General features: G+C 71.3%; 22 protein-coding genes. 11 read left to right on the top strand and 11 right to left on the bottom strand.

What is annotated here, in order from left to right; translation table 11 throughout:
* Positions 1 to 3 precede the first annotated feature (3 nt).
* From ACFSKW_RS54205 to ACFSKW_RS54195, 3 genes are read left to right on the top strand one after another with little or no spacing between them, the layout of a single operon-like run.
* Positions 4 to 717: a methyltransferase domain-containing protein gene (locus ACFSKW_RS54205; RefSeq protein WP_379583657.1), complete on the top strand. Its 714-nt coding sequence runs from the start codon at positions 4 to 6 to the stop codon at positions 715 to 717.
* A gap of 44 nt (positions 718 to 761) precedes the next feature.
* The gene (gene cysC, locus ACFSKW_RS54200; protein ID WP_379583655.1) at positions 762 to 1991 is read left to right on the top strand and encodes an adenylyl-sulfate kinase; all 1230 of its coding nucleotides are present in this window, start codon (positions 762 to 764) and stop codon (positions 1989 to 1991) included.
* Positions 1988 to 2869, top strand: coding sequence for a sulfite exporter TauE/SafE family protein (locus ACFSKW_RS54195; RefSeq protein ID WP_379583653.1), 882 nt, complete (start codon positions 1988 to 1990; stop codon positions 2867 to 2869). The genes cysC and ACFSKW_RS54195 overlap by 4 nt, the downstream gene beginning before the upstream one ends.
* Here the strand turns inward: ACFSKW_RS54195 and ACFSKW_RS54190 are convergent.
* Positions 2814 to 3878 carry a glycoside hydrolase family 26 protein gene (locus ACFSKW_RS54190; protein ID WP_379583651.1) on the bottom strand — a complete coding sequence of 355 codons (1065 nt, stop codon included), beginning with the start codon at positions 3876 to 3878 and terminating at the stop codon, positions 2814 to 2816. The genes ACFSKW_RS54195 and ACFSKW_RS54190 overlap by 56 nt on opposite strands.
* Before the next feature lie 251 nt (positions 3879 to 4129).
* Here ACFSKW_RS54190 and ACFSKW_RS54185 point away from each other — a divergent pair, with 251 nt between their 5' ends.
* From ACFSKW_RS54185 to ACFSKW_RS54160, 6 genes are all read left to right on the top strand, one after another.
* Positions 4130 to 5479 (top strand): YveK family protein, encoded by a 1350-nt coding sequence (locus tag ACFSKW_RS54185; RefSeq protein WP_379583649.1) that lies wholly within the window; start codon positions 4130 to 4132, stop codon positions 5477 to 5479.
* Positions 5476 to 6771 (top strand): hypothetical protein, encoded by a 1296-nt coding sequence (locus ACFSKW_RS54180; protein WP_379583647.1) that lies wholly within the window; start codon positions 5476 to 5478, stop codon positions 6769 to 6771. The genes ACFSKW_RS54185 and ACFSKW_RS54180 overlap by 4 nt, the downstream gene beginning before the upstream one ends.
* The gene (locus tag ACFSKW_RS54175) at positions 6764 to 7669 is read left to right on the top strand and encodes a hypothetical protein (protein ID WP_379583645.1); all 906 of its coding nucleotides are present in this window, start codon (positions 6764 to 6766) and stop codon (positions 7667 to 7669) included. The genes ACFSKW_RS54180 and ACFSKW_RS54175 overlap by 8 nt, the downstream gene beginning before the upstream one ends.
* Complete coding sequence (locus tag ACFSKW_RS54170; protein ID WP_379583643.1) at positions 7666 to 8520, top strand: sulfotransferase domain-containing protein; 855 nt, start codon at positions 7666 to 7668, stop codon at positions 8518 to 8520. Before ACFSKW_RS54175 ends, ACFSKW_RS54170 begins: the two co-directional genes overlap by 4 nt.
* A 287-nt stretch (positions 8521 to 8807) precedes the next feature.
* Positions 8808 to 10091: a lipopolysaccharide biosynthesis protein gene (locus ACFSKW_RS54165; protein WP_379583641.1), complete on the top strand. Its 1284-nt coding sequence runs from the start codon at positions 8808 to 8810 to the stop codon at positions 10089 to 10091.
* Positions 10076 to 10975, top strand: a complete 900-nt coding sequence (locus ACFSKW_RS54160; RefSeq protein ID WP_379583639.1) for a sulfotransferase — start codon at positions 10076 to 10078, stop codon at positions 10973 to 10975. Before ACFSKW_RS54165 ends, ACFSKW_RS54160 begins: the two co-directional genes overlap by 16 nt.
* Before the next feature lie 231 nt (positions 10976 to 11206).
* Here ACFSKW_RS54160 and ACFSKW_RS54155 read toward each other — a convergent pair whose 3' ends face one another.
* Positions 11207 to 11929, bottom strand: a complete 723-nt coding sequence (locus ACFSKW_RS54155; RefSeq protein ID WP_379583637.1) for a WecB/TagA/CpsF family glycosyltransferase — start codon at positions 11927 to 11929, stop codon at positions 11207 to 11209.
* Positions 11930 to 12659: 730 nt separating this feature from the next.
* Between ACFSKW_RS54155 and ACFSKW_RS54150 the strand changes: the two genes are divergently transcribed.
* A complete protein-coding gene (locus tag ACFSKW_RS54150; RefSeq protein WP_379583635.1) occupies positions 12660 to 12797 on the top strand; it encodes a hypothetical protein in 138 nt (45 codons plus the stop codon).
* 130 nt (positions 12798 to 12927) lie between these two features.
* Here ACFSKW_RS54150 and ACFSKW_RS54145 read toward each other — a convergent pair whose 3' ends face one another.
* The 8 genes from ACFSKW_RS54145 to ACFSKW_RS54110 all read right to left on the bottom strand — a co-directional run bounded on the left by ACFSKW_RS54145 (position 12928) and on the right by ACFSKW_RS54110 (position 20734).
* Positions 12928 to 13848: a glycosyltransferase family 2 protein gene (locus ACFSKW_RS54145; protein WP_379583633.1), complete on the bottom strand. Its 921-nt coding sequence runs from the start codon at positions 13846 to 13848 to the stop codon at positions 12928 to 12930.
* Positions 13845 to 14723 carry a sulfotransferase family protein gene (locus tag ACFSKW_RS54140; protein ID WP_379583776.1) on the bottom strand — a complete coding sequence of 293 codons (879 nt, stop codon included), beginning with the start codon at positions 14721 to 14723 and terminating at the stop codon, positions 13845 to 13847. Before ACFSKW_RS54140 ends, ACFSKW_RS54145 begins: the two co-directional genes overlap by 4 nt.
* Positions 14724 to 14950: 227 nt before the next feature.
* Positions 14951 to 16207 carry a sulfate adenylyltransferase subunit CysN gene (gene cysN, locus ACFSKW_RS54135; RefSeq protein WP_379583631.1) on the bottom strand — a complete coding sequence of 419 codons (1257 nt, stop codon included), beginning with the start codon at positions 16205 to 16207 and terminating at the stop codon, positions 14951 to 14953.
* A gap of 49 nt (positions 16208 to 16256) precedes the next feature.
* Positions 16257 to 17171, bottom strand: a complete 915-nt coding sequence (cysD, locus tag ACFSKW_RS54130) for a sulfate adenylyltransferase subunit CysD (RefSeq protein WP_379583629.1) — start codon at positions 17169 to 17171, stop codon at positions 16257 to 16259.
* Positions 17172 to 17188: 17 nt separating this feature from the next.
* Positions 17189 to 17953: a 3'(2'),5'-bisphosphate nucleotidase CysQ gene (locus tag ACFSKW_RS54125; protein ID WP_379583627.1), complete on the bottom strand. Its 765-nt coding sequence runs from the start codon at positions 17951 to 17953 to the stop codon at positions 17189 to 17191.
* The gene (locus ACFSKW_RS54120) at positions 17953 to 19392 is read right to left on the bottom strand and encodes a sugar transferase (RefSeq protein ID WP_379583625.1); all 1440 of its coding nucleotides are present in this window, start codon (positions 19390 to 19392) and stop codon (positions 17953 to 17955) included. Before ACFSKW_RS54120 ends, ACFSKW_RS54125 begins: the two co-directional genes overlap by 1 nt.
* 71 nt (positions 19393 to 19463) lie before the next feature.
* Positions 19464 to 20048, bottom strand: coding sequence for an aminoacyl-tRNA hydrolase (pth, locus tag ACFSKW_RS54115; protein ID WP_379583623.1), 585 nt, complete (start codon positions 20046 to 20048; stop codon positions 19464 to 19466).
* Between the two features lie 68 nt (positions 20049 to 20116).
* Positions 20117 to 20734 (bottom strand): 50S ribosomal protein L25/general stress protein Ctc, encoded by a 618-nt coding sequence (locus ACFSKW_RS54110; protein ID WP_379583621.1) that lies wholly within the window; start codon positions 20732 to 20734, stop codon positions 20117 to 20119.
* A gap of 295 nt (positions 20735 to 21029) precedes the next feature.
* Between ACFSKW_RS54110 and ACFSKW_RS54105 the strand changes: the two genes are divergently transcribed.
* Positions 21030 to 22142: a PP2C family protein-serine/threonine phosphatase gene (locus ACFSKW_RS54105; protein ID WP_379583619.1), complete on the top strand. Its 1113-nt coding sequence runs from the start codon at positions 21030 to 21032 to the stop codon at positions 22140 to 22142.
* Between the two features lie 148 nt (positions 22143 to 22290).
* Here the strand turns inward: ACFSKW_RS54105 and ACFSKW_RS54100 are convergent, their stop codons facing one another.
* Positions 22291 to 23007 (bottom strand): hypothetical protein, encoded by a 717-nt coding sequence (locus ACFSKW_RS54100; protein WP_379583617.1) that lies wholly within the window; start codon positions 23005 to 23007, stop codon positions 22291 to 22293.
* Between the last annotated feature and the right edge of the window lie 43 nt (positions 23008 to 23050).

Below are 23050 nucleotides of genomic sequence, written 5' to 3'. Positions count from 1 at the left end.
GACATGGCTGACGTGTGGTCGGTCGCCAGAGGCGACCTCTTCGAGCAGCGGATCCGCGAGCAGTGGACCGAGCAACTGGGGCGCAGGCTCGACCTGCTCGTCGCCGGGTGTGCCCACGATCCGCCGCCGGCCCTCGACGCGATCGAGACCAGGGTCGTCGGCGTCGACGAGGACCTGCCCGCCATCAGGGCGGTCATGTCCGAGCGCGGCGACCTCGACTCGTGGACCCTCGGCGACCTCCGCTCGGTCCCCGTCCCGCCGCGCTCGTTCGACGCCGTCCAGGTGACCTTCCTCGTCGAGCGCATCCAGCACGCGGAGCTCGTCCTGGACCGCCTGCTCAACGGCCTGCGCCCCGGCGGCCTCCTGCTGCTGCGCATGCGCGACAGGTCCACCGCCTACGGCCTGTGCGACAGACTCACCCCCGGGTGGCTCCGCCGCCTGCTGTGGTCGCGCCTGTCGAAGGGCGTGGGCGCGGGCCCGCTGCCGGCCGTCTACGAGCCGGTCGCCTCCCGCGAGGGCATGCACGCGTTCTGCCTCATGCGCGGCCTGATGGTCAGCGACGATGTCTCCTCGACCAGCGGTCCCGCCATGGGAGGCATAGGTTCGGCGATGGTGCGCCTGGTCGACAAGCTGTCGGGCGGAAGGTTCACCTCTTCGTACGACGAGGTGACGATGGTCATCAGGAAGCCCCAGAATCATTTCGCCCGGTTGATATGACAGGGTAAGGTATATCCGACTAAGTCGATCGGAAATGTGGAGCGATGACGGCGCACCTCCAGTGGACCCCCGACCCTCGCGAGCTCGCCGACCTCGAGTTGCTGATCTCCGGCGCCTTCCACCCGCTGACCGGCTTCCTCGGCCATGACGACCTCCACGAGGTCGAAGAGCGCGGCACCCTCGCCGACGGCACGCCGTGGCCCGCGCCGGTCACGCTGCGCGTCCCCGAGGCCAAGCAGGGCGACAGGGTCACGCTGCTCGACCCCGAGGGCGTGGCGCTCGCCGTCCTCACCGTGACGGAGACCGGGCACGACGATCTGGTCGCAGGCCCCGTCGAGGCCCTGGGCGCCGTCGAGCACGGCCCCTTCGCCAGGCTGCGACGCTCGCCCGCCGAGGTGCGCGAGGAGCTGGCGGGGCGTCCCGCGCTGGCCGTCACCATGCGCGGCCCCCTGGACGACCTCAGCACGCAGGAGATCCTGGCCGTCGCCGAGGAGCTCGAAGGCGTCGTCCTGCTGCTCCCCCTGGCGTACGGCGAAGGCGGCCCCGCGGTGGTCAGAGCCGCGCTGAAGGCCCGCGAGAAGCTGCCGGAGGGCACGATCGTGGTCTCGGCACCCCTCGCCCCTCGCGACGACCAGGCGATCGACCTGGAGTTGCGCGAGCACGTCGCGACCGCCTACGGCGCGGCCGAGCACCTGGCGGGACCCGAACCCGTCACCCTGCCAGGACCTCCCCACCGCAGGGGCGTCGTGGTGTTCCTCACCGGCCTGTCGGGCTCCGGCAAGTCGACCATCGCCCGCGGCCTGCGCGACGCCCTGCTGGAGCTCGGCACCCGCACCGTCACCTACCTCGACGGCGACGTGGTGCGTCACCTGCTGTCCAAGGGGCTGACCTTCTCCAAGGACGACCGCGACCTCAACATCCGCCGCATCGGCTTCGTCGCCGCCGAGGCGGCGCGCCACGGCGGGCTGGCCATCTGCGCGCCGATCGCACCCTACGCCGCCACCCGCGAGGAGGTGCGCGGGCTCGTCGAGTCCGTCGGCGCCGACTTCCTGCTCGTGCACGTGTCCACGCCGCTGGAGGAGTGCGAGCGCCGCGACCGCAAGGGCCTGTACGCCAAGGCCCGCGCGGGCGAGATCCCCGAGTTCACCGGCATCTCCGATCCGTACGAGGAGCCCGAGGACGCCGACCTGGTCATCGACACCACGCACATCTCGATCGGGGCCGCCGTCTCCCGGGTCCTCGACGCGCTCAGAAGCGGAGGATGGGTCCGTTGATCGATTTCCCCCTGGTGGCCGGGTCGTTCCTGGTCGCGATCGTCGTCGGGCTGACCGGCATGGGCGGCGGCGCGCTGATGACGCCCATGATGATGCTCTTCTTCAACGTCCCCCCGCTGGCCGCCGTCTCCAGCGACCTGGTCGCCTCGGCGATCATGAAGCCGGTCGGCGGCCTGGTCCACCTGCGCAGGGGCACCGTCAATCTGCGTCTGGTCGGCTGGCTGTGCGTGGGCTCGGTGCCCGCGGCCTTCAGCGGGGTCTTCCTCGTCAGTGCCTTCGGCGACGGCGCCGCCGTCCAGCAGGCGGTGAAGGTGGCGCTGGGCGTCGCGCTCCTGCTGGCCGTCGCGGGCCTGGTACTGAAGACCTGGCTCGGCGACAGGGGCGGCTCGTCGGGTGCCCGCGATATTCACGTGCGCCCTATTCCGACTGTACTGGTCGGTATCGTCGGTGGTGTGGTCGTCGGCGTATCCTCCGTCGGCTCGGGATCGCTGATCATCGTGGCGCTGCTGGCCCTCTATCCCGCGCTCAAGGCCAACCAGCTCGTGGGGACCGACCTGGTGCAGGCCGTCCCCCTCGTCGCCGCGGCGGCGCTCGGCCACCTGCTCTATGGCGACTTCCAGCTCGACCTCACGCTCTCGCTTCTGATCGGCTCGATCCCCGGCGTCTATCTCGGCGCGCGGATCTCGGCATGGGCGCCCGGCGGCGCGATCAGGGCGCTGCTGGCCGTGGTGCTGCTCGCGTCGGCGCTCAAGCTCCTGGACGTGCCCAACACGGCCACCGCCTGGATCCTCGGCGGGGCCGTGGTCCTCGGCGGGGCGGCGCTCACGGTCGCGGCACGCGCGTCGCGGAGAAGTGAGGATCCGTTGCGAGTGTCGTGAAGGCGCGCGCGGCCCCAGGATCGGTGTCGAACCTGGTGTCGCCCCTCGGCGCGCGCGGCGAGTCGAAGTAGACCAGCGCCTTGATCTGCGGATAGCGCGTGACCTGCGCCCGCGTCGACTCGAAGAAGGCGCGCTTGCGGTCGGAGGAGAACACGCCCCACTCCGCGATCATGATGGGCTTGCCGGGGAAGCGCCACTGCATCCACCGGTAGAAGCCCGGCCATCGCGCGTAGTCCTTGCGGGTCTTGTTCACCAGCCCGTCGAAGTCGCGGACCATGGCGTCGGCGTAGGGGTCCATCGCCACCCAGTCGACCACGTCGTCGCCGGGGTAGAGCTGCTCGAACCACGGCTGCGAGGCCCAGTTCGGCGCGCCCATGTAGGTCATGACCGTGATCGCGTTCTTGACCCCCTTCTCGCGCAGCCGCTGCACGACGTGGCGGAACATCGCGGCATAGTCGGGGGCGGTCATGCCCGAGCCCGGGTTCGCCCTGACGTCGTCCTCCGGCTCGTGGTGGACGGTGAGGAAGAACCGCTCGGGGAAGGTCTGCCTGATGTGCTCGGCCAGCCGGTCGATGCGCCGGTCGAGCGCCCCGTCGGCGATCGCCGCCCAGGTCGTGTCGAACGACGGCTTCCAGTTGATCAGCAACATCCTGGGATGGCCGGGATCGCGCGCGAGCGCGATCTCCCTGCCGGTCGGGAACAGCTCCTTGCCCCGGTGGTAGACGTGCAGGATGTCGGCGGCGCGGCCCATCCGCCGCTCCGCCTGCGCCAGCGCCCTGTCGGACGTCAGCCCCGTGAAGATCTCGGGCGCGATCCCCCACCATGCGCCGCAGGACGGGATGAGCTTGGCCGTGACCTCGCACGCCGGCGACTCCGTGATGCCGAGCAGGCCGTTGATCCTGGCCTCCACCTGGGTGTCCGCCGGGGTGGGCCGGGCCGTTCCCGAGGCCGTGGAACAGGCGGGCAGTACGGCGAGCAGAATCAGGGCCGTCGCTTTTCTCAGACGCAATTCTTCTTCACTCCCCTCGGTATTCATGTCAACCCCCGCCGCGTTGCCGATCCACCCTGCCACGCCACCCACCTGCGAGGTCACGAGTTTCCCGGATCGCCAACCCCGACATTTCACGCTAATTCGCGATATTTGACGGGGGCGTCGGGAGAAAATCTTCGGTATTCGACCGGGGAAATATCCGCCCGCCCTATAGTGACGTGACCCCAGTAACTCACAGTCGCGTGGCGACTACAGGGAGATTGCTTTTGATGTCCTCCGGCGCGGACCTGGCCGAGCATGTCTCGCTGCTACGCAGGCGCAAGACCCTCTTCCTCGCCTGTCTGCTCACCGGACTGCTCGGCGGCGTCGCGCTGTTGCGCCTCACCCCGCCCGCCTACACCGCCACGACACAGGTCCTCGTCGCCTCCACCGGCGTGCAGGAGCAGCCCAACCAGGTGACGGGCAGGCAGCGCGAGGCGCTCAACCTCGACACCGAGGCCCAGATCGCCCAGTCGGCGGTCGTGTCGGCCAAGGCCGCCGAGGCGCTGACGACCACACCCGCTCCGGCGGACGTGACCGTTCCGCCCAACTCCTCGGTGCTGTCCATCGCGGTCACGGCCGACACCCCCGCCATCGCCGCCGCGCAGTCGCGCGCCTACGCGCTGGCCTACCTCGAACACCGCACCGAGACCGCGCAGGCCGCGCTCGCCACCCAGCTCAAGGCGCTGGCCACCAAGCTCAAGCAGGTCAACACCAGCCTCGGCAAGGTGGTCGAGGAGCTGGCCGGGCTCCGCAGAGGCACCGCCCAGCACACCATCGCGGCCCAGCGGCAGAACGTGCTGACCAGGCAGATCTACAGCCTCACGATGAAATACGACTCGCTGAAGACCGTGGCGGTGACGCCCGGCTACGTCATCAGCCAGGCGGCCGAGCCGACCGCGCCCAGCTCGCCCAGCCTCCCGCTCTACCTCGGCAGCGGCCTGATGATCGGGCTCGTGTCCGGCGCCGCCGCCGCCTACACGCGCGACCTGCTCGACAAAGGGCTGCGTACGGCAGGCGACGTCGAGCGGCTGACCGGGCTGGCCGTCCTCGCCGACCTGTCGGAACCGGCCGACCCCCACGCGCTGCGCGAGCTGGCCGCCTCCGTGGTCGCCACATGCCCGGGTTCGCGGCTGCTGCTGCGCCCTGTGCCGCCCGCGCTGGGCTCGACGGCGGTGGCGCGGCCGCTGTCCGCCGCCGCGCCTGTCACCGTGCTCACCGGCTCCGACGTCGGCGACCTGGCCAGAGCCGACGGGGCGCTGCTGGTGGTCGGGCTCGGCGCGGCCAGGGCGGACGACGTGGCGCTGGCAGTACGACGGCTGGAGCGGCACGCGGTGCCGGTCATCGGCGCGGTCACCGTCACGGACCGGGGCCCCGCCGCCGCCCCGGCCGAGCCCGCGCCCTCGAGGCTCACCACCGGACTGCCCGCACCGCTCGTGCCAGCCCCCGCGCGGCGGCCGCCGCAGAGGATCAGCCCGGTCACCGGCGACATCCTCGCCAAGGGCGGCTCGGGCGGTCAGCAGGGACGCAAGCCCGAAGCGGCGGACACGTCCCCCATCCCCCAGGTGTCCGACACGTGACGGTGCGGGACACCCGCCGAGACAGCCGGGCAGCATGGCCGATCGGGGCCCTGCTGGTCGGCTATCCCGTATGGTGGGCGCTCGGCTTCGGCGGCCTCGCGGTGATCGTCCTCGCCTTCCCCATGGCGTACATCCTGTGGCGCAGGCGGCCGATCAGGTTGCCGCGCGGCCTGGGCCTGTGGGTGCTTCTGCTGGCCGGATACCTGCTCAGCGCGCTGATGCTGGCCGAGATGCCGCAGGACACCTACGGGGAGTTCGGCGCGGGCCGGATCGTCGGCTACCTCATGCGCCTCGCGCTCTACGTCTCGCTCCTCATCATGGTGCTCTACCTCGGCAACCTGACCGAGCGCGAACTCCCGCAGCTGCGCCTGGTCAGGATGCTCGGCGTGCTGTTCGTCACCACCGTGGCGGGCGGGCTGCTCGGCGTGCTGTTCCCCTCGTTCGCCTTCACCTCGCCACTCGAACGCGTCCTGCCCGGCTGGATCAGCGGAAACGCCTTCGTCCAGAACCTCATTCACCCCACCGCCGCCCAGATCCAGAAGGTGCTCGGCCACGCCTCGCCGCGGCCCGAGGCGCCCTTCGAATGGGCCAACGCGTGGGGCAGCAACCTGTCGGTGCTGCTCATCTGGTTCGTGGTCGGCTGGTGGGTGTACGGCGGGCCGCGCAGGAAGGCCGTGACCGCCGTGCTCGTCGCGGCGGCCGCCGTGCCCGTCGTCTACTCGCTCAACAGAGGCCTGTGGATCGGCCTCGGCCTGGCCGCGCTCTACGTCGTGGTCAGGGTCGGCGGCCGCGCCCGCCTGGCGATCTGCGCGGCCGGCGCGCTCGGCGCCGTGGTGTTCGTCGCCAGCCCCCTGGCCGACCTGGTCGTCCAGCGCCTGGACAACCCCCACAGCAACGACATCAGGGCCTTCACCGTGTCCGCCACCATCGAGGCGGCAGAGGGCTCTCCGATCATCGGCTACGGCAACACCCGCAACGCCATGGGCAACCACCGCACGATCACCACGGGCAAGACCGACTGGTGCCGGGAGTGCGGACACCCACCCCTCGGCAGCGACGGCCAACTCTGGCACCTGATCATCACGCAGGGCTTCGTGGGCGCCGCGCTCTACGTCGCCTTCTTCCTCGGCGCCATCCGCCGCTACTGGCCCGACCGCAGTCCCGTCGGCCTGGCGGGGGTGCTGGTGATGATCCTCGTGCTGCTCTACATGTTCGTCTACGACGGCCTGGTCACGCCGCTCAGCCTCTACCTCATCTCCTTCGCCCTCCTGTGGAGGAACACATATGCGTGACGCCCGCATCAGGCTGCGTTATCTCGGCCAGACCATCCGCCTGCTGTACCCGGGGCCTGGCGCCCCCCAGGCCTACAGCCTGCTGCCACATGCCGTGCTCCCCCGGCGGCTGCGCCCGCGCCGCTGGTGGCACGCGCCCCTCGGGCCGAAGGTCATGCTGCCCCTGGAGGGGTCGATCGAGAGCCATCTCGGCGAGGTGTTCGGCGCCCCCGTCCGCGCGGTCCTCCACGTACGGCCCGCCCGCAGAGCCAACCGCAAGCCCATCCTCGAGCTCCACTCGGGCGGCTCGCTGATGGCCTTCGCGAAGATCGGCGACACGCCCCGCTCACGCGAGCTCATCACCAACGAGGCCGCCGCGTTGACGAAGCTCGCCGACCTGCCGCTCAAGACCGTGGTCCCGCCGGTCGTGCTCTACCACGGGATGTGGAACGGGCTCGCCGTCCTCGCCATGTCCGCCCTCCCCGTACGGCGGGCCCGCGTCGCGCCCGCGCTGCTCACGGCCGCCGTCAAGGAGATCGCGGCCACCGGCGGGCCGGCGGGACCCGCCTGGCACGGCGACCTGTCCCCGTGGAACATCGCGCCCACCGGCGACGGCCGCCTCCACGTGTGGGACTGGGAACGCTACGAGGTCGGCGTGCCGCCCGGCTTCGACGCCCTCCACCACCTGTTCCAGCGAGCGCTGCGCCGTATGCCGCCCGACCAGGCCGCCAAGGCCTGCCTGGCCCAGTCAGGGCGCGCGCTCGCGCCGCTCGGGCTCTCCGGAGCACAGGCACGGCTGACCGCGATCCGCTACCTCATCGCGCTCGCCGACCGGCACGCGGCCGACGGGCACGAGCCGCTGGGGCCGCCCTCGTCCTGGCTCAACCCGCTCGTCGACCACCAGGAGCTCCTCCTATGAACGCCATGAAGCACTCGGTCATGTCCGTCTCCCGCACCACGGGACGGCTGACCTCCGGCGGCCGGATGCTGCCCTCCTTTCTGATCATGGGAGCCCAGCGCTGCGGCACCACCTCGCTCTACCGTGCGCTCGCCCAGCACCCGCTCCTGCTCAAGCCCGTGCTGCACAAGGGCGTCCACTACTTCGACACCGGCTACGCCAAGGGCGTGTCCTGGTACCAGGGACACTTCCCGCTGAAGGTGGGCGCGGCGCTGCTCAAGAAGAGGTACGGCATCCAGCCCATGGCCTTCGAGTCGGCGCCCTACTACCTGTTCCACCCGCTGGCCGGCGAACGGATCGCCAGGGACCTGCCGGGCGTCAAGCTGATCGTGCTGGTCCGCGACCCCGTCGAGCGGGCTTTCTCGGCGCACTCCCACGAGCTGGCGCGCGGGTTCGAGACCGAATCGCACTTCGAGTACGCGGTGGAGCTCGAGGTCAGGCGGCTGGCCGGGGCGGCCGAGCAGCTGAGGTCCCAGCCGCACTCACTCCACCACTCCCACCGCCACCACGCCTACCTGGCCCGCGGGCGGTACGCGGAGCAGCTCAACCGGCTGGAGCCGCTGTTCGGGCGCGAGCGGATCCTCGTCCTCGACAGCCACGTGTTCTTCGCCGAGCCCGAGCGGGTCTACCGCCAGGTGCTGGAGTTCCTCGGCGTGCCCGAGCTGGGCGGCCCGGTGTTCGAGCGGCACAACGGCAGGTCCAGGCCCAAACCGCTGCCCGAGTCGGTACGGCAGACGCTGATGGAGCACTTCGAGGTGTACGACACGGACCTCGTGCCATGGCTGGGCGGTGATCCTTCGTGGCGCCAGTGACCCCCGACCGTTCCGAGGAACCCCACCCCTCCACCCCGCCGGACCTTCCTGACCGCCCCGCGTCGACCCCTCGCGCGAGCCCCGCACCCGGTGCTCCCCCGGAACCCGCGACCGCGTGCGGCGCACGCGTGGGCAGCCCCACCTCCGACACTCCCGGAGACCGCCCCACCTCCGACACTCCCGGAGACCGCCCCACCTCCGACACTCCCGGAGACCGCCCCACCTCCGATGCCCGCGGACGCAGCGGGACCCCCGGCGTTCGTGGGGGCGGCGGGATGCTGGGGCGGGTGGCCAGAGGGGGGATCGCGGGCATCACCGGAGCCGGAGTGGGCGCGCTCGCCCAGTTCCTCCTGGTCGTGGTGGTGACCAGAGCCCTCAGCGCCGACCAGGCGGGCGGCTTCTTCACGGCGACCGCGCTGGCCCTGATGGTCGCCGGGGTCGCCAAGCTCGACGCGGGCACCGGCCTCATCTACTTCATCGCCCGAGCCAAGACCTACGACTACCGCGGCATATCCGGATATATCCGGGCAGCCGTCGCCCCTGGCGCCGCGCTCTCCCTCGCGGCGAGCGCGCTGCTGTACCCCCACCTCGGCCCGCTCGCCCTCGCCCTGCCCTTCGTCGTCGTCGCCGACGTCCTCCTCGCGGCCACCAGAGGGTTCGGCACCATGCGCCCGACCGTGCTGCTCGACGGCGTGCTGCTCCCTGTCGCACAGCTCGCGCTGGTGGGCGCCGTGGCCTTCACCTCGCCGGCAGGCCTCCTCCCCGGCTCCTCCGACGGCCACGACGAGCAGGTCACCGGCCCGCTCGCCGCCGCGTGGGGCGTGCCGTACCTGCTGCTGGTGGTGCTGGCCGCGGCGAGCCTGCGCGGGCGGGTGCCGCGCACGCCGTACCTTCCCGGCACGGGACGCGACCTGTGGCGGCACACCGCGCCGAGATCGGCCGCGGGCGCGATCCAGGCGGTGTTCCAGCGGCTCGACATCGTGATCGTGGCCCTGCTCGCCGGACCTGCCCAGGTGGCGGTCTACACGGCTGCGACCAGGTTCAAGGTGGTCGGACAGCTGGCGAACCAGGGGCTCTCCCAGGCCGCGCAGCCCCGCCTGGTGCGCGCGATGGCCGAGGGCGACCTGACGCGCGCCCGTGAGCTCTACCAGGTGACCACCATGTGGCTGGTGCTGCTGACCTGGCCGGTCTGGCTCGGCTACGCGCTGCTCGCGCCGTGGCTGCTGCGCGTCTTCGGCACGGGCTACGGCGACGCGGTGCCCGTGGCGCTGGTGCTGGCGGCGACGATGATGGTCGCGACCGCGTGCGGCATGGTCGACGTCGTGCTCATCTCGGCGGGGCACACCACCTCCAGCCTCGCCAACCTGCTCGCCGCCGTCGGATTCACCGTGGTGCTCGACCTGGCGCTGATCCCCACGCAGGGTGCGCTGGGCGCGGCGCTCGGCTGGTCCGGCGGCGCGCTGCTGAAGAACCTGCTGCCGCTGTGGCAGATCCACCAGCGTTACGGCCTGCGTCCCTTCGGCCGCCACAGCCTGACCGCCCTGCGGTTCCGTTCATGGGCGGCCGCGTGACGCCGGTCCTCGTCACCGGGCTTCCCCGCAGCGGCACGAGCTGGGCCGGCAAGATGCTGTGCGCCTCGGGCGAACTCGTCTACGTCAACGAGCCGCTCAATCCGCAGCACCCGCCCGGCCGCTGCCCCGGCGTGCTGCGCGCCTCCGTGACACACCGCTTCCAGTACATCTGCGACGACAACTCCGCCGACTGGCTGCCCGCGTTCCGCGACACCGCCGCTCTCCGCTACGGCTTCCTGGCCGAGCTGCGCGCCAACCGCTCGCCGTACGACCTGGCCAGGCTCGCCCGCTATGGCGCCGCCTTCACGTGGGGACGCCTCGCCGGACGCCGCGCGCTGCTCGACGATCCCTTCGCCGTGCTGTCGGCCGGATGGTTCGCGCGCGGGCTCGGCTGCACGGTGATCGCGCTGGTCCGCGACCCCGTGTCGTTCGTCGGCTCGTGGACCCGGCTCGGCTGGACCGTCTACTTCCACGAGCTGCTCGAACAGCCCCTGCTCGTCCGCGACCACCCCGAGATCGGGGAGTTGCGGGCGCTCGTCGGCTCCCAGGACCGTATCGCCAAGATCTGCGCGCTCTGGCGGGTCGCCCGCGCCGTCCTGGCCCGCACCGAGGGCATCACCGTGGTCTCGTACGAGGACCTCGCCACCGCGCCCGTGCCCGGCTTCCGCAGGCTCTACGAGGTCGCGGGGCTGCGCTGGTCGCCTGCCGCCGAACGTCGCATCACCCGCGCCTGCACGGCATCCCGTACGGCGGAGCGTGGCTTCACCTGGTCCGGCCTCTCCCGCACCGCGTACCGCCCGATGGACTCCAGCCGGGCGCTCCACTCCTACCGCGACCGCCTGAGCGACGACGACATCGCCAGGATCCGCCATCTCACCCGGTGACACGCCCTCCCCGCCCCCTGACGACCGGCGCCCACACCACCAGCCCCGCACCCTCACCACTCGCCGCGCCCTCACCACCAGCCCCGCACCCTCACCACTCGCCGCGCCCGGGCGGCCCGCCCCCGCGCTCTCACCATCCGCCCGCGCACCCTCCTCGCGGTGCGCCGCCATCACCCAAGGCCCTTCGGCCGCTCTCACGCGGCCTCTCTGATCTTTCGTGCGGGGGCGACCTCACCGTCGGCCCAGCAACGACCTCGCCATCAGCCGCATCGCGAACGGAACGTCGTCGACCAGGTAGCGCCTGGCCAGCCGCCCTGGCTCGCCGACCAGGCGGAACAGCCACTCGGCGCCCGCCCGCCGCGCCCACGCCGGTGCCCTGGGCACCGCGCCGGCCGCGAACGCGATCGCCGACCCGCACCCCACGAACCACGCGCCCGGCGCATCGGCACGCAGCTCGGCGATCAGCCGGTCCTGCTTGGGAAACCCCAGCCCGACGAAGACGATGCTCGGCCGTGCGGCGACGAGCTTGGCCCTCAGCCTGCCCACTTCCTCGGGGTCCTTCTCGAACCCGAACGGCGGAGCGTCCACCCCGCACACCTCCAGCCCGTGGCAGCGGCCCGCCAGCGCCTTCGCCGCCCTCGCCGCCACGCCAGGCGGGCCGCCGAGCAGGTAGACGGGCCGACCCGCGGTGGCCGCCATCGCGCTGAGCGACCAGATCAGGTCCGCGCCCGTCACCCGCTCAGGGATGGGTGTGCCGAGCAGCCTGGACGCCCAGACCAGCGGCATCCCGTCGGCGACCACGACATCGGCGGCGGCGACCAGCGCCCTGAGGGCGGGGTTCGTGGAGACGGCGCGGCAGATGTCGACGTTCGGGGTGACGATGTGACCGCCCGTGCCCTGGTCGAGAGCTCCGGCCACCCAGTCGACCACCTGCCGCTCAGTCAACGGGTCCACCTCGACCCCGGCCACCCGCACCCTCTGAGGACGGCCTACCGGGTCGGCGGGCACGCGTGGAGCGAACCCGTCACCCGGTGGGGACGACCCGGCCCCACGCGGCCCGTCGCCGGCGGGAGGGCGGGTGAGTCCGTGGAGTCCCGGGTGCGGGGTGAGACGCGTGGCCGTGACCCGCGCCGGATGCGAGGCGACGACGGCCTCCTCGGAGACCCAGCCGAAGGCCGACGCCCGGTCGGAGACGAAGTCCTCACCGGAAACCCAGGCCCCGCTGAAGACCGAAGACCCACCGGAGACGAAAACCCCCCGAGGGACCGCGGCCCCGCCAAAGACCGAGACCCTCCCAGGGGCGGAGGCACCATCGAAGGCGCCCATCTCGCGGGACACCGAAGACTCCCCGCCCACCGAGACCTCATCGCAAGCGGAAACCGCACCAGACACGGCGTCCCCGCCGACAGCGGAAGGGGTCCCGGAGCGGCCGACTCCACCCAAAGCGCCCATCTCACCGGACACCGAGAACTCCCCACCGGCCGAGACCCCACTGCAAGCGGAAACCGCACCAGACACGGCGACCCCACCAACAGCGGAAGGGTCCCCGGAGCGGCCGACTCCACCCAAGGCGCCCATCTCACCGGACACCGAGGATTCCCCGCAGGCGGAGAGCGCTTCGAGCGCGGAAGGCTCGCTGGTGGTGGCGAAGGCGGGGTGCGCGCCGGAGTCACGGGCGGCGGACGTGCGACCGGCGTCACAGGTCGTGGTGCCGCCGCAGGTGCAGGTCGTGGTGCCGCCGCAGGTGCAGGTCGCGTTGCCGCCGCAGGTGGGGCTCGTGGAGGTGCCGGAGAGGTGGGTCGTGGAGGTGCCTGAGAGGTGAGTCGTGATGGTGTCGGCGGGGTCGGCGGGGTGGGTGGGGTCGGCGGGGTGGGTGGGGTTGATCGCGGGCGGGTGGAGGCCCTCGGCGGGGGTCAGGCCGGGGGCGGCGGCGGGGCGCGGGGTTGGACCGCTCAAATCCCGTGGCCTCTGTCGTGCAGCAGGGCGAGCACCGCGGGAGCGGACACCAGCCCCGCCGCCACCGCCAGCGCGATCGGCGCGCGGGGTTCGCCGAGGCGGGCGGCGAAGGTGCGCAGCGCCCACCGGCCCGCCTCCCCGCGCCGCCCGAGGGCCGCGTTGTGGAACGCGAGTTGGCCGTAGATCCGCGCCGCGCCGCGCGGATCCACGGCCAGTTCAGGGTGCCGGGCGAGCATCCACTCGAGCCCGGCGATGCGGTCGGCCCACTTGGCGACGTACTGCGACGCGCCCCAGCGGACCCTGACCAGGGGGCGGTCGACGTGCGCGATCGGCCGGCGCTTGGCGGCGCGCAGCGCGAGGTCCCAGTCCTCGTTCTGTCCCGCGGGCGCGCTCTCGTCGACCCAGTAGGCGCCCCGCTCGAACAGGAACGTCGAGGAGTGGACCATCACCATCCGCGAGCGCACCAGGTCGGCCTTGGTGACCCGGTTGACGCCCGCCAGCCTGGGGATGCGGCGGGTGCCGTACTCGACCTCGATGGAGCAGCTGGCGAAGTCGGCGCCGCCGGTGAGCGCGCCGCGCTGTGCGGCGAGCTTGCCCGGCAGCCAGACGTCGTCGTCGTCGCAGAAGGCGACCAGGTCGGTGTCGGAGGCGGCGATGCCGGTGTTGCGAGCCCCCGGCAGGCCGGGGCTGAGCCTGTTGGGCAGCACCCGCACCCTGTGGTGGTCGTCGGCGCCCGACGCGGGCGCGACGATGTCGGCCACCTGCTCGGCGACCGCGGCGGGGTCGCCGCCGTCGACCACGATGACCAGGTCGATCCTGCCCGGGTAGACCTGGGCGAGCACCGCGCGCGTCGCCGCCCGCAGCTGCTCTGGCCGCTTGCCCGTGGTGGGGATCACCACGCCGACCGAGGGAGTCATGCCGCCGCTCCGCGATAGCCGTACTTGGTCATGAGGGGGGCCGTCAGGCCCGAGACGACGGCGCGCTGGACGGCGGGCAGGCCGCCGCGCCAGGCGTCGTCGTGGAAGAGCCGCACCTGGCCGACCGCGAACCGCATGGGGTTGCCCGAGGCGGTGTGCGCGGGGCCGAGGCTGGCGGTGGCGCCGTCGAGGAAGCCGAGGCGGGTGTCGAGGCCCAGCTCGGTCGCGAGCGCGGTGAGGGTGGTGCGGGGATCGGCGAGCAGGTCCTCGTAGCGGACCCTGGTCACCTGGACGTTCCATCGCGACAGCAGGTCGAGCGCGAGGTTCTGGGCGCTCCAGTGCAGTGATGTGCGCATCGCTCCCCACCTGGTCATGGGCCGGCCGTCCTCGGGGCGGGCGACCGTCCTGCGCCACGAGTGGGCCACGGCGCGCGGGTCGCGCACGACGTGGACCACGCGGGGGGCCACGCCGCCGGCCGACAGGCAGAACGCCAGCGAGGCGTGCTTGCTGGAGTCGACGACGACCGTGCCGCCGGCGACGTCCATGGCGGCGGAGTAGACGCGGTCGTAGGCGGCGACGTACTCGGCCAGGTCGGGATGGCCGACCGCGGGGATGCGCCTGGTGCGGTCGACCCTGTGGCGCAGCGCCAGCACCCGCTCGGCCAGCTCACGCGGCCAGCCGCCGAAGGCGCGCTCGCCCACCTCGCGCCAGAACGGGCAGCGCCCGAACGGCTCGCCGCACCCGCACGGCTCGTCGGCCAGCACGCCGCGCGCCCAGAGGTGGACGACCTCACCGAGCGGCACCACGCCGGGCAGCTCGCCGAGAAGGCGCTCGAGCAGCGTGGTTCCGCTGCGGCCGAGGCCACCGAGAAAGATCACCCGGCTACTCACTGGCACGCCTCCGGCGGTGCGACGGATACGGACCGTGGAGACGTTAGCGCGGAGAGTAATCGTGGCGTCACCGAAACGTAAAATGATCTACCTAAGGCCTGCGACCGCACGCGAAAGCGCCGCGTGGAAGGACCACGCGGCGCTCAGGCCGTACGGCGGGCACAAGCCGTCACGGGCTCGCGGTCACATGGGGGCCGCGAGCCTGACGGGCGTCACGCCCTGGCTTCGACGATCATTCCGGCGCCGACCGTCGTGTTGGTGCCCTCGTCGACGAGGATGAACCCGCCCGTCATCCGGTTGCGGGCGTAGTCGTCCACGAACAGCGGCTGGGTGACCCGCAGCGACACCCTCCCGATCTCGTTCAGCCCCAGCGAGGTCGCCGCCTCGTCGCGGTGCAGGGTGTTGACGTCGAGCCGGTAGTGCAGGTCGCGCACGAGCGCGCGGGCCGTACGCGTGGTGTGCTTGATGGTCAGCTTCGAGCGCGGCGCGAGCTTGACCGCGTCGGACATCCAGCAGACCATCGCCTCCAGCTCCTGCGCGACGTGCGGCCGGTTGTTCGGCCTGCAGATCAGGTCGCCGCGGGAGATGTCGATGTGGTCCTCCAGCCGGAGGGTGACCGACATGGGAGGGAACGCCTCCTCGACGGGCCCGTCGAAGGTGTCGATCGAGGCGATCCGCGTGGTCAGGCCCGAGGGCAGGTGCAGCACCTCGTCACCGGGCTTGAGGACGCCGCCCGCGACCTGCCCCGCGTAGCCGCGGTAGTCGTGGAACTCGGTCTTGTGCGGACGGATGACGTACTGCACGGGGAAGCGCACGTCGACCAGGTTGCGGTCGGAGGCGATGTGCACGTTCTCCAGGTGGTGCAGCAGCGAGGAGCCCTGGTACCAGGGCATGTTCTCCGACCTGGAGACCACGTTGTCGCCGTTGAGCGCGGAGATCGGGATGAAGGTGAGGTCGGCCACGTTCAGCTTGGAGGCGAACGCGGTGAACTCCTCGCGGATCTCCTCGAACCGGTCCTCGGAGTAGTCGACGAGGTCCATCTTGTTCACCGCGAGCACCAGGTGCGGCACCCGCAGCAGCGTGGTCAGGAACGCGTGCCGGCGCGACTGCTCCAGCACGCCCTTACGCGCGTCGATCAGGATGATCGCCAGGTCGGCCGTGGAGGCGCCGGTGACCATGTTGCGCGTGTACTGGATGTGACCTGGGGTGTCGGCGATGATGAACTTCCGCCGGGGGGTCGCGAAGTAGCGGTAGGCCACGTCGATCGTGATGCCCTGCTCCCGCTCGGCGCGCAGGCCGTCGGTGAGCAGCGACAGGTCGGTGTACTCGGTGCCGCGGTCGCGCGAGGTGCGCTCGACGGCCTCCAACTGGTCCTCGAAGATGGCCTTGGAGTCGAAGAGCAGGCGCCCGATGAGGGTGGACTTGCCGTCGTCGACGCTTCCCGCCGTGGCAAAGCGGAGGATGTCCATTACAGCTGCTCTCCCGTGGTGGTACGGCTTGCGAGGGGAAGGGGGCCCATTAGAAGTACCCCTCCCTCTTGCGGTCTTCCATCGCGGCCTCGGAGGCCCGGTCGTCGGCCCTGGTGGCACCGCGCTCGGTGATCCTGGTGACCGCGATCTCCTCGATGATCTCCTCGACCGTGGCGGCCGTGGACTGGACGGCGCCCGTGCAGGTCATGTCGCCGACCGTGCGGTAGCGGACGACAGTCTCGAACAGCGGCTCGTCGTCGCCCCTGCTGACCACGGGGTCGTCCGGCAGCAGCATGCCGTCACGCTCGAAGACCTTGCGGGTGTGGGCGTAGTAGATCGAGGGGATCTCGATGCCCTCGCGCCGGATGTAGTCCCAGATGTCGAGCTCTGTCCAGTTGGACAGCGGGAACACCCTGATGTGCTCGCCCTTGCGGATCCGCGAGTTGTAGAGGTTCCACAGTTCGGGACGCTGGTTCTTCGGGTCCCACTGGCCGAACTCGTCACGGAAGGAGAACACGCGCTCCTTGGCGCGGGCCTTCTCCTCGTCGCGGCGCGCGCCGCCGAAGACCGCGTCGAACTCGTTGTCCTCGATCGCGTCGAGCAGCGTCGTGGTCTGCAGGCGGTTGCGGGAGGCACGCCGCCCGGTCTCCTCCGTGACCCGCCCCGCGTCGATGGAGTCCTGGACGCTGGCCACCACCAGGCGCGCGCCGAGCTCCGCCGCCCGCCGGTCGCGGAAGTCGATGACCTCGGGGAAGTTGTGCCCGGTGTCGACGTGCATCAGCGGGAACGGGATCATCGCGGGCCAGAACGCCTTCTCCGCGATGCGGAGCATGACGATGGAGTCCTTGCCGCCGGAGAAGAGCAGACAGGGCCGCTCGAACTCCGCTGCCACCTCGCGCATGATGTGGATGGCCTCGGCCTCTAGGACGTCGAGCTGCGACGTCGTGTAGTCGCGCTGAAGCATGGGGGCTTCCTCCGGCATTAGCGGTGCAGGTCGCGGATCCCGGCGAGCAACGTTGGCGCCAGCTCCGGTAGGGAAACAAGGATATCCGGAAGAGTGGGGTCCTCCTGGTTGTAGGCCAGCTCAGAACCGTCGATTCGGCTCGCGAAGGCTCCGGAGGCCTGCGCGACCGCCACGGGCGCCGCGGAATCCCACTCATACTGCCCGCCCGCGTGGACGTACGCCTCCACCTCGCCGGTCAAAACCGCGGAGATCTTCGCTCCGGCCGAGCCGATCGGCACGAGGTCGGCGCCGGCGAGATAGGCGAGTTTCTGGACGAACTCGGGCGGTCTGGTACGGCTGACCGCGATACGGAACCTGCCGCCCTGGTGGACGGGCAGCTTGGGCGGCTCGCCCGTCGACAGCGTGCGCCCCTGAGCCGGCAGCGCCACCGCGCCCGCGACCAGGGCGCCGCGTTCCCAGAGCGCCACATGGACCGCCCAGTCCTCGCGGCCCTCCTCGGCGAACTCCCTGGTGCCGTCGAGCGGGTCGACGATCCACACCCTGCCCGCCGTCAGCCTCGCCGGGTCCTCGCGCTCCTCGCGGGTGGCCTCCTCCGACAGCACGCCGTCGCTGGGCCGCAGCCGCGCCAGCGCCTCGGTGAGGAAGACGTGGGACATCCGATCGCCCTCGGCCCGCAGCGAGGGCGGGTGCTCGAAGCCGTCGCGGGCACGTAGCGCGAGCAGACGTTCTCCCGCCTCCGTCGCCAGGTCCGAGGCGAGCGAATGGTCGTCGCGAATCGTCATCAATAAGCTCCTTGCCCGCGGGCGACGGCCGACCAAGTCTTCCACAGGATCTGCAGATCCAGCATGAGTGACCAGTTCTCGACGTAACGCAAGTCGAGGCGGACGGATTCCTCCCACGACAGATCTGACCTGCCGGAAACCTGCCACAGCCCCGTCAGCCCCGGACGCACCAGCAGTCGCCGCCGGACGTCGTCGCCGTACCTGGCGACCTCCTCCGGCAGCGGCGGGCGCGGACCGACGAGCGACATGTGACCCAGCAGCACGTTGATCAGCTGCGGGAGCTCGTCCAGGGAGTGCCGGCGCATGAGGGCGCCGAGGGCGGTGACGCGTGGATCGTTCCTCACCTTGAACAGCAGGCCGTCGGCGTCGCTGACCAGCTCGACCTTCAGCCGTTCGGCGTCCTGCCGCATCGTGCGGAACTTCACGATCGTGAACAGCCTGCCGCCCTTGCCGACGCGCGTCTGCCTGAACAGCGCCGGACCCGGGCTGTCCAGCCGTACGGCGGCCGCCACCGCCAGCAGCAGCGGCGTGCCGAGCACCAGCAGCAGCAGCGCCACCAGCCTGTCGAACACGTTCTTCACCAGCTGCCGCGCGCCCGTCAGCTCAGGATGCTCCACGTGGAGCAGCGGCAGGCCCGCGGCCGGCCTGATCGTGGTGCGCGGACCCGCCACCTCCATGAGCGCGGGCGCCACGACCAGTTCGGTGTGCGTCCGCTCGAGCCGCCAGGCCAGGCGGCGCAGGGCCACGCCGTCCATCTCCTGGCAGGCCAGGACCGCCACCGTGTCGGCGCCGAGCTGGGCCACCACCAGGGGGACGTCGCCGAACCCGCCCGCCACGGGCACGCCGCCGACCTCTTTGTCAGGAGAGTCTTCGGGCAGGCACGCGGCCACGATCTCCATGCCGTGGTAGCGCTCCTTGCGGAACCTGCCCACCAGCTCGGCGACGCCGGCGGCGTGGCCGACGGCCACCACCCTGCGCATGCACTGGCCCGCGGCCCTGCGCCGGTGGAGCGCGCGGCGCAGGCCGTAGCGGAAGAGCACGGTCAGCAGCGTCGTCAACGGCAGCGCCAGCACGACATAGCCGCGTGCCACCTCGGTCTTGGTCGCGTAGGCGCAGATCGCCATCGCCGCCGTCAGCGTCAGGCCACACCTGACAACCCTGCGGAACTCCTCCGAGCCGATGCCGATGAGGCGCGGTTCGTAGACCCTGTTGAGCGCCACGGCGCACACCCACACGGGCGGCAGCGCGAGGCTGAGCACGATGTACGGCGCGGCGTGCGGCGTCAGCTCACCGAACCTGGCTGAGAAGGCGAGCATCGCTCCGGCCATCGCGCACGACAGGTCCACCCACAGCGCTCGCACGCGGTAGGAGCGCACCCATCTGGGCATGCGAGGGCCGGCTCGCCAGACGAGCGGCGGCTCGACCTTCGCGACCGTCATCAGCCCCCCATGACCTATCCCAACAGACAGTCATGGAATGGTAGCGGGGAGTAGTGCCGTGTGACCGGAATTCAGCGAGGTGGACCGGAGATCTTCAGATCGACGCTGTGGAAGGCGTTCTGCGTCGCCTCCAGCCCCTTCTCCACCAGGGACTCCACCACGTCCGCCGCCCGGTCGACCAGGAACGCCAGATCCTTGCGCTCCGCGGTGCCGAAGTCCTTCAGCACGAAGGCGGCGGCGTCCATCCGTCCCGGCGGGCGGCCGATGCCGAACCGCACCCTCAGGTAGTCGCGGGTGCCCAGCACCTTGGTGATCGACTTCAGCCCGTTGTGCCCGTTGTCACCGCCGCCGAACTTGGCCCGCAGCGCGCCGTACGGGATGTCCAGCTCGTCGTGGACCACGATCACCCGATCGGGAGTGATCTTGTAGAAGTCGGCGAGCAGCTTCGTGGGGCCGCCCGACAGGTTCATGTACGTCTGCGGTTTGGCCAGCACCGCGCCCCTGGTCTCCAGGACGTGCGCCCGGCTCTTGTGCGCCTTGAACTTGCCGCCCGCCCTCGCGGCCAGCTCGTCCAGCACCATGAAGCCCGCGTTGTGCCTGTTGCCCTCGTACTCGGACCCGGGGTTGCCCAGGCCGACGATCAGCCAGCGATCCATCGCTCCTCCATGCAGAAACGGGGCGAGCTGGGCGGTGCCCGGCTCGCCCCGTTCCGGGCTCTGGCTACTTACTCGGCGGCCTCGGCGGACTCACCCTCGGCGGCGGCCTCGGCGGCCTCGCCCGCGGCCTCCTCCTCGGCGGGAGCCTCGGTCGGCTTGGCGATGACCTGGACGATGACCGTCTCGGGGTCGGCGGCGAGCGTCGCGCCCTGCGGCAGCTTCAGGTCGCCGGCGGTGATCGAGGCGCCGACCTCCAGACCCTCGACGTCGACCTCGACGCCGGTCGGGATGTGGGTGGCCTCGGCCTCGACCGCGATGCTCACGGACTGCTGGTCGAGCAGACCCTCGGAGTTGACGTCACCGGTGGTCGTGACCGGGATCTCGACCGTGACCTTCTCGCCGCGCTTGACCAGCAGCAGGTCGACGTGCTCGACGAAGCCCTTGATCGGGTCACGCTGGACGCCCTTGGGCAGCGCCAGCTCGTCCACGCCGTCGCCCTGGAGGCGGATGAGGACGTTGGCGGTGCGCAGCGCGAGCAGGACCTCGTGGCCGGGCAGGGTGAGGTGCTTGGGGTCGATGCCGTGCCCGTAGAGAACGGCGGGCACCTTGTCGGCGCGACGGATCTTGCGGGCGGCGCCCTTGCCGAACTCGGTGCGGGCTTCGGCGGCGATACGTACTTCGGACACGACATCTCCTAGGGATGCATCGGGAAGATTCGGATACTGCGTTCACCCTCACCCGCCCTAGCGGAAGGCGTTACGAACGCAACTTGAGAAGTCTACCCGCTCCCTTCCCCTCTCCCGCCTGCCGCGCTCGTGCGGGCGGTACCGACGATTCGTGCGCCTGCCCGCGCGTCCCTGTGCGACGATGCGGACGAAGGAGGCCCACGGTGACAGAGCCACGGTCACAGCGAGTACGGACGGCGCCGCCCATGCCGTCCGATCCCGGCGCGCGCTCGGACACCTTCGGGGCGGGAGTGTCATGTCCGTGATAGAGGCCGTCCGCCGCGTCTGGTCGCCCGGCGACAAGGTGATGGAGTTCGCCACAGGTGAGGGGCTCCCGCCCGCGGCCGGCACCTACACCGCTCCCTCCCTGGATCTCGGACGCCACCGGCTGCTGCTGACCGTCCTGACCGTCGCGGCTCTGGTCATCGGTCCGCTCGCCGCCGCCTACGGCACCTCGTGGGCGCCTCCGATCATGCTGGCGCCGATCATCCTGACCAGCGGCCTGCTGCTGCGGCCGCCCGCCGTCGCCGTCGTCCTGGCCGCGTCGGCCGTCTCCGCCGCCATCGGCCTGACGGTCCAGCTCGAACCCGAGCAGCTTGCCGTCCTGGTGGTGGTGGCCGTCCTCGCGGTGTCGCTGAGCCACGCCCGCGCCGGCGTCGGCATCTACGGCCTGCGCGGCGACCATGCCCTCATCGAGCTGAAGAGCCAGCTCAAGGCGATCAACCAGATCCCGCCGCTGCCGCGCCACTGGGGCCGCAAGGTCGCGCTGCAGGCCGCGCCCGGCGCGTTGTTCGGCGGCGACTTCCTCGTCTCGCGCCTGGAGGGCTCGCGACTGCAGCTCGCCCTCGTCGACGTCTCCGGCAAGGGAAACGACGCCGCCGCCCACGCGCTGATGCTCGCGGGCACGTTCGGCGGGCTGCTGGCCTCCGTGCCGGCCGAGCGCTTCCTGCCCGCCTGCAACGACTACCTGCTGCGCCGGGGCGAGGAGCGCCTCGTCACGGCCGTCCATCTCGATCTCGATCTGTCCACCGGCGCCTACACCATCGCGTGCGCCGGGCACCCGCCTGCCGCCCAGTACTTCGGCGGCAGCGGCACCTGGCAGCCGTCAACCGCGGTGGGCATAGCTCTCGGGGTCATCGACCATGTCAGGTGGCCCACGGTGGAGGGCGCTCTCGGCAAGGGCGACGCGCTGATGCTGTTCACCAACGGGCTGTGGGGGCCACGCGCCGACCCCGACACGGGGCTCGACAGGATCCTCGGCGAGGCGCACTCCCTCGTCAGGGAAGGCTTCACCGAGACCGCCACGCTCGTGAAGAGCGTCCGCAACCGCGAGGACGACTCCGCGCTCGTGCTCATCTGGCGAACGTGAACCTGGAGCATGCCGTACCCTCCGCGCGCCGACCGGAAGACGCCCACGGCCCGCGCCTCGGGCCTTCGAGGACGCGGGCCGTGGCTCTCGGTCGACGTACGACTGCCGGCGGCCCGGCGGGATGCGACATCACCGCGGGGCCACGGCGTCAACGCCTGGCGCCCGGGTGACGCCTGTCGCCCGCGTAATGCCTGTCGCCCGTGTAACGCCTGTCGCCCGGGTAACGCTTGGCGCTCGTGTAACGCCTGTCGCTCGTGTAGCGCTTGGTGCTCGTGGCGCGCTTGGCGCTCGGGGCCTGGGGCGGGACGGCGACGAGCTTCGCCGCGAAGGTGCTCTGGCTCACGCTGTTCAGGGTGACCGTCCAACCGCCGATCACCACGGACTCGCCCTTCTTCACCTGCTTCTTCTCGGTACCCATCCCGAGCATGACCGAGTCGTCGGTGAAGTCACTGATGACCAGATCCGCCGCTCGCCGCTGGTCCGAGTTGCTGCGGGCCGCCTCCAGCGAGACGTCCTGGGTCGGCGAGCCCGACACCGTCACCGTGCAACTGCCGGTGGCGCACTGCCTGGACTTGCTCCTGCTCACGGGCGCGGACCGGTAGTCGGAGCCCGGGTCGGAATCGGATGTGGACTGCGATACGGACTCACCGGACTCGGAGGTCGACTCCTCGGAGTCGGACGTGGACTGCGATACGGACTCACCGGACTCGGAGGTGTACTGGGACGGCGGCGTGGGCGCGGCCATGAACGGCGCGGTCATGAACATGGACGTGGACAGCGAAGAGATATCGGCACCGCACGCGGTCAGGCCGCCCACCATCGCGGTCGCGGCCACCACCGTGACCCAGCGCAGTTGAAGACTCATGATCCATCCTGGTTATTTTCATAGGAACCCACAGGTGAGGTCC

Origin of the sequence: Nonomuraea mangrovi, assembly GCF_042681425.1 — a bacterium.
Classification (GTDB): Bacteria; Actinomycetota; Actinomycetes; order Streptosporangiales; family Streptosporangiaceae; genus Nonomuraea; species Nonomuraea mangrovi.
Note: the sequence above shows the minus strand (reverse complement) of the source record. Positions and strands in the feature narration are given on the sequence as shown.

Coding starts and splice junctions, on each gene's coding strand:
- ACFSKW_RS54205 (WP_379583657.1), top strand. CDS start 4: ATGGCTGACGTGTGGTCGGTCGCCAGAGGCGACCTCTTCGAGCAGCGG.
- cysC (WP_379583655.1), top strand. CDS start 762: ATGACGGCGCACCTCCAGTGGACCCCCGACCCTCGCGAGCTCGCCGAC.
- ACFSKW_RS54185 (WP_379583649.1), top strand. CDS start 4,130: ATGTCCTCCGGCGCGGACCTGGCCGAGCATGTCTCGCTGCTACGCAGG.
- ACFSKW_RS54175 (WP_379583645.1), top strand. CDS start 6,764: ATGCGTGACGCCCGCATCAGGCTGCGTTATCTCGGCCAGACCATCCGC.
- ACFSKW_RS54170 (WP_379583643.1), top strand. CDS start 7,666: ATGAACGCCATGAAGCACTCGGTCATGTCCGTCTCCCGCACCACGGGA.
- ACFSKW_RS54160 (WP_379583639.1), top strand. CDS start 10,076: ATGGGCGGCCGCGTGACGCCGGTCCTCGTCACCGGGCTTCCCCGCAGC.
- ACFSKW_RS54145 (WP_379583633.1), bottom strand. CDS start 13,848: ATGACTCCCTCGGTCGGCGTGGTGATCCCCACCACGGGCAAGCGGCCA.
- cysN (WP_379583631.1), bottom strand. CDS start 16,207: ATGGACATCCTCCGCTTTGCCACGGCGGGAAGCGTCGACGACGGCAAG.
- cysD (WP_379583629.1), bottom strand. CDS start 17,171: ATGCTTCAGCGCGACTACACGACGTCGCAGCTCGACGTCCTAGAGGCC.
- ACFSKW_RS54125 (WP_379583627.1), bottom strand. CDS start 17,953: ATGACGATTCGCGACGACCATTCGCTCGCCTCGGACCTGGCGACGGAG.
- ACFSKW_RS54120 (WP_379583625.1), bottom strand. CDS start 19,392: ATGACGGTCGCGAAGGTCGAGCCGCCGCTCGTCTGGCGAGCCGGCCCT.
- pth (WP_379583623.1), bottom strand. CDS start 20,048: ATGGATCGCTGGCTGATCGTCGGCCTGGGCAACCCCGGGTCCGAGTAC.
- ACFSKW_RS54105 (WP_379583619.1), top strand. CDS start 21,030: ATGTCCGTGATAGAGGCCGTCCGCCGCGTCTGGTCGCCCGGCGACAAG.
- ACFSKW_RS54100 (WP_379583617.1), bottom strand. CDS start 23,007: ATGAGTCTTCAACTGCGCTGGGTCACGGTGGTGGCCGCGACCGCGATG.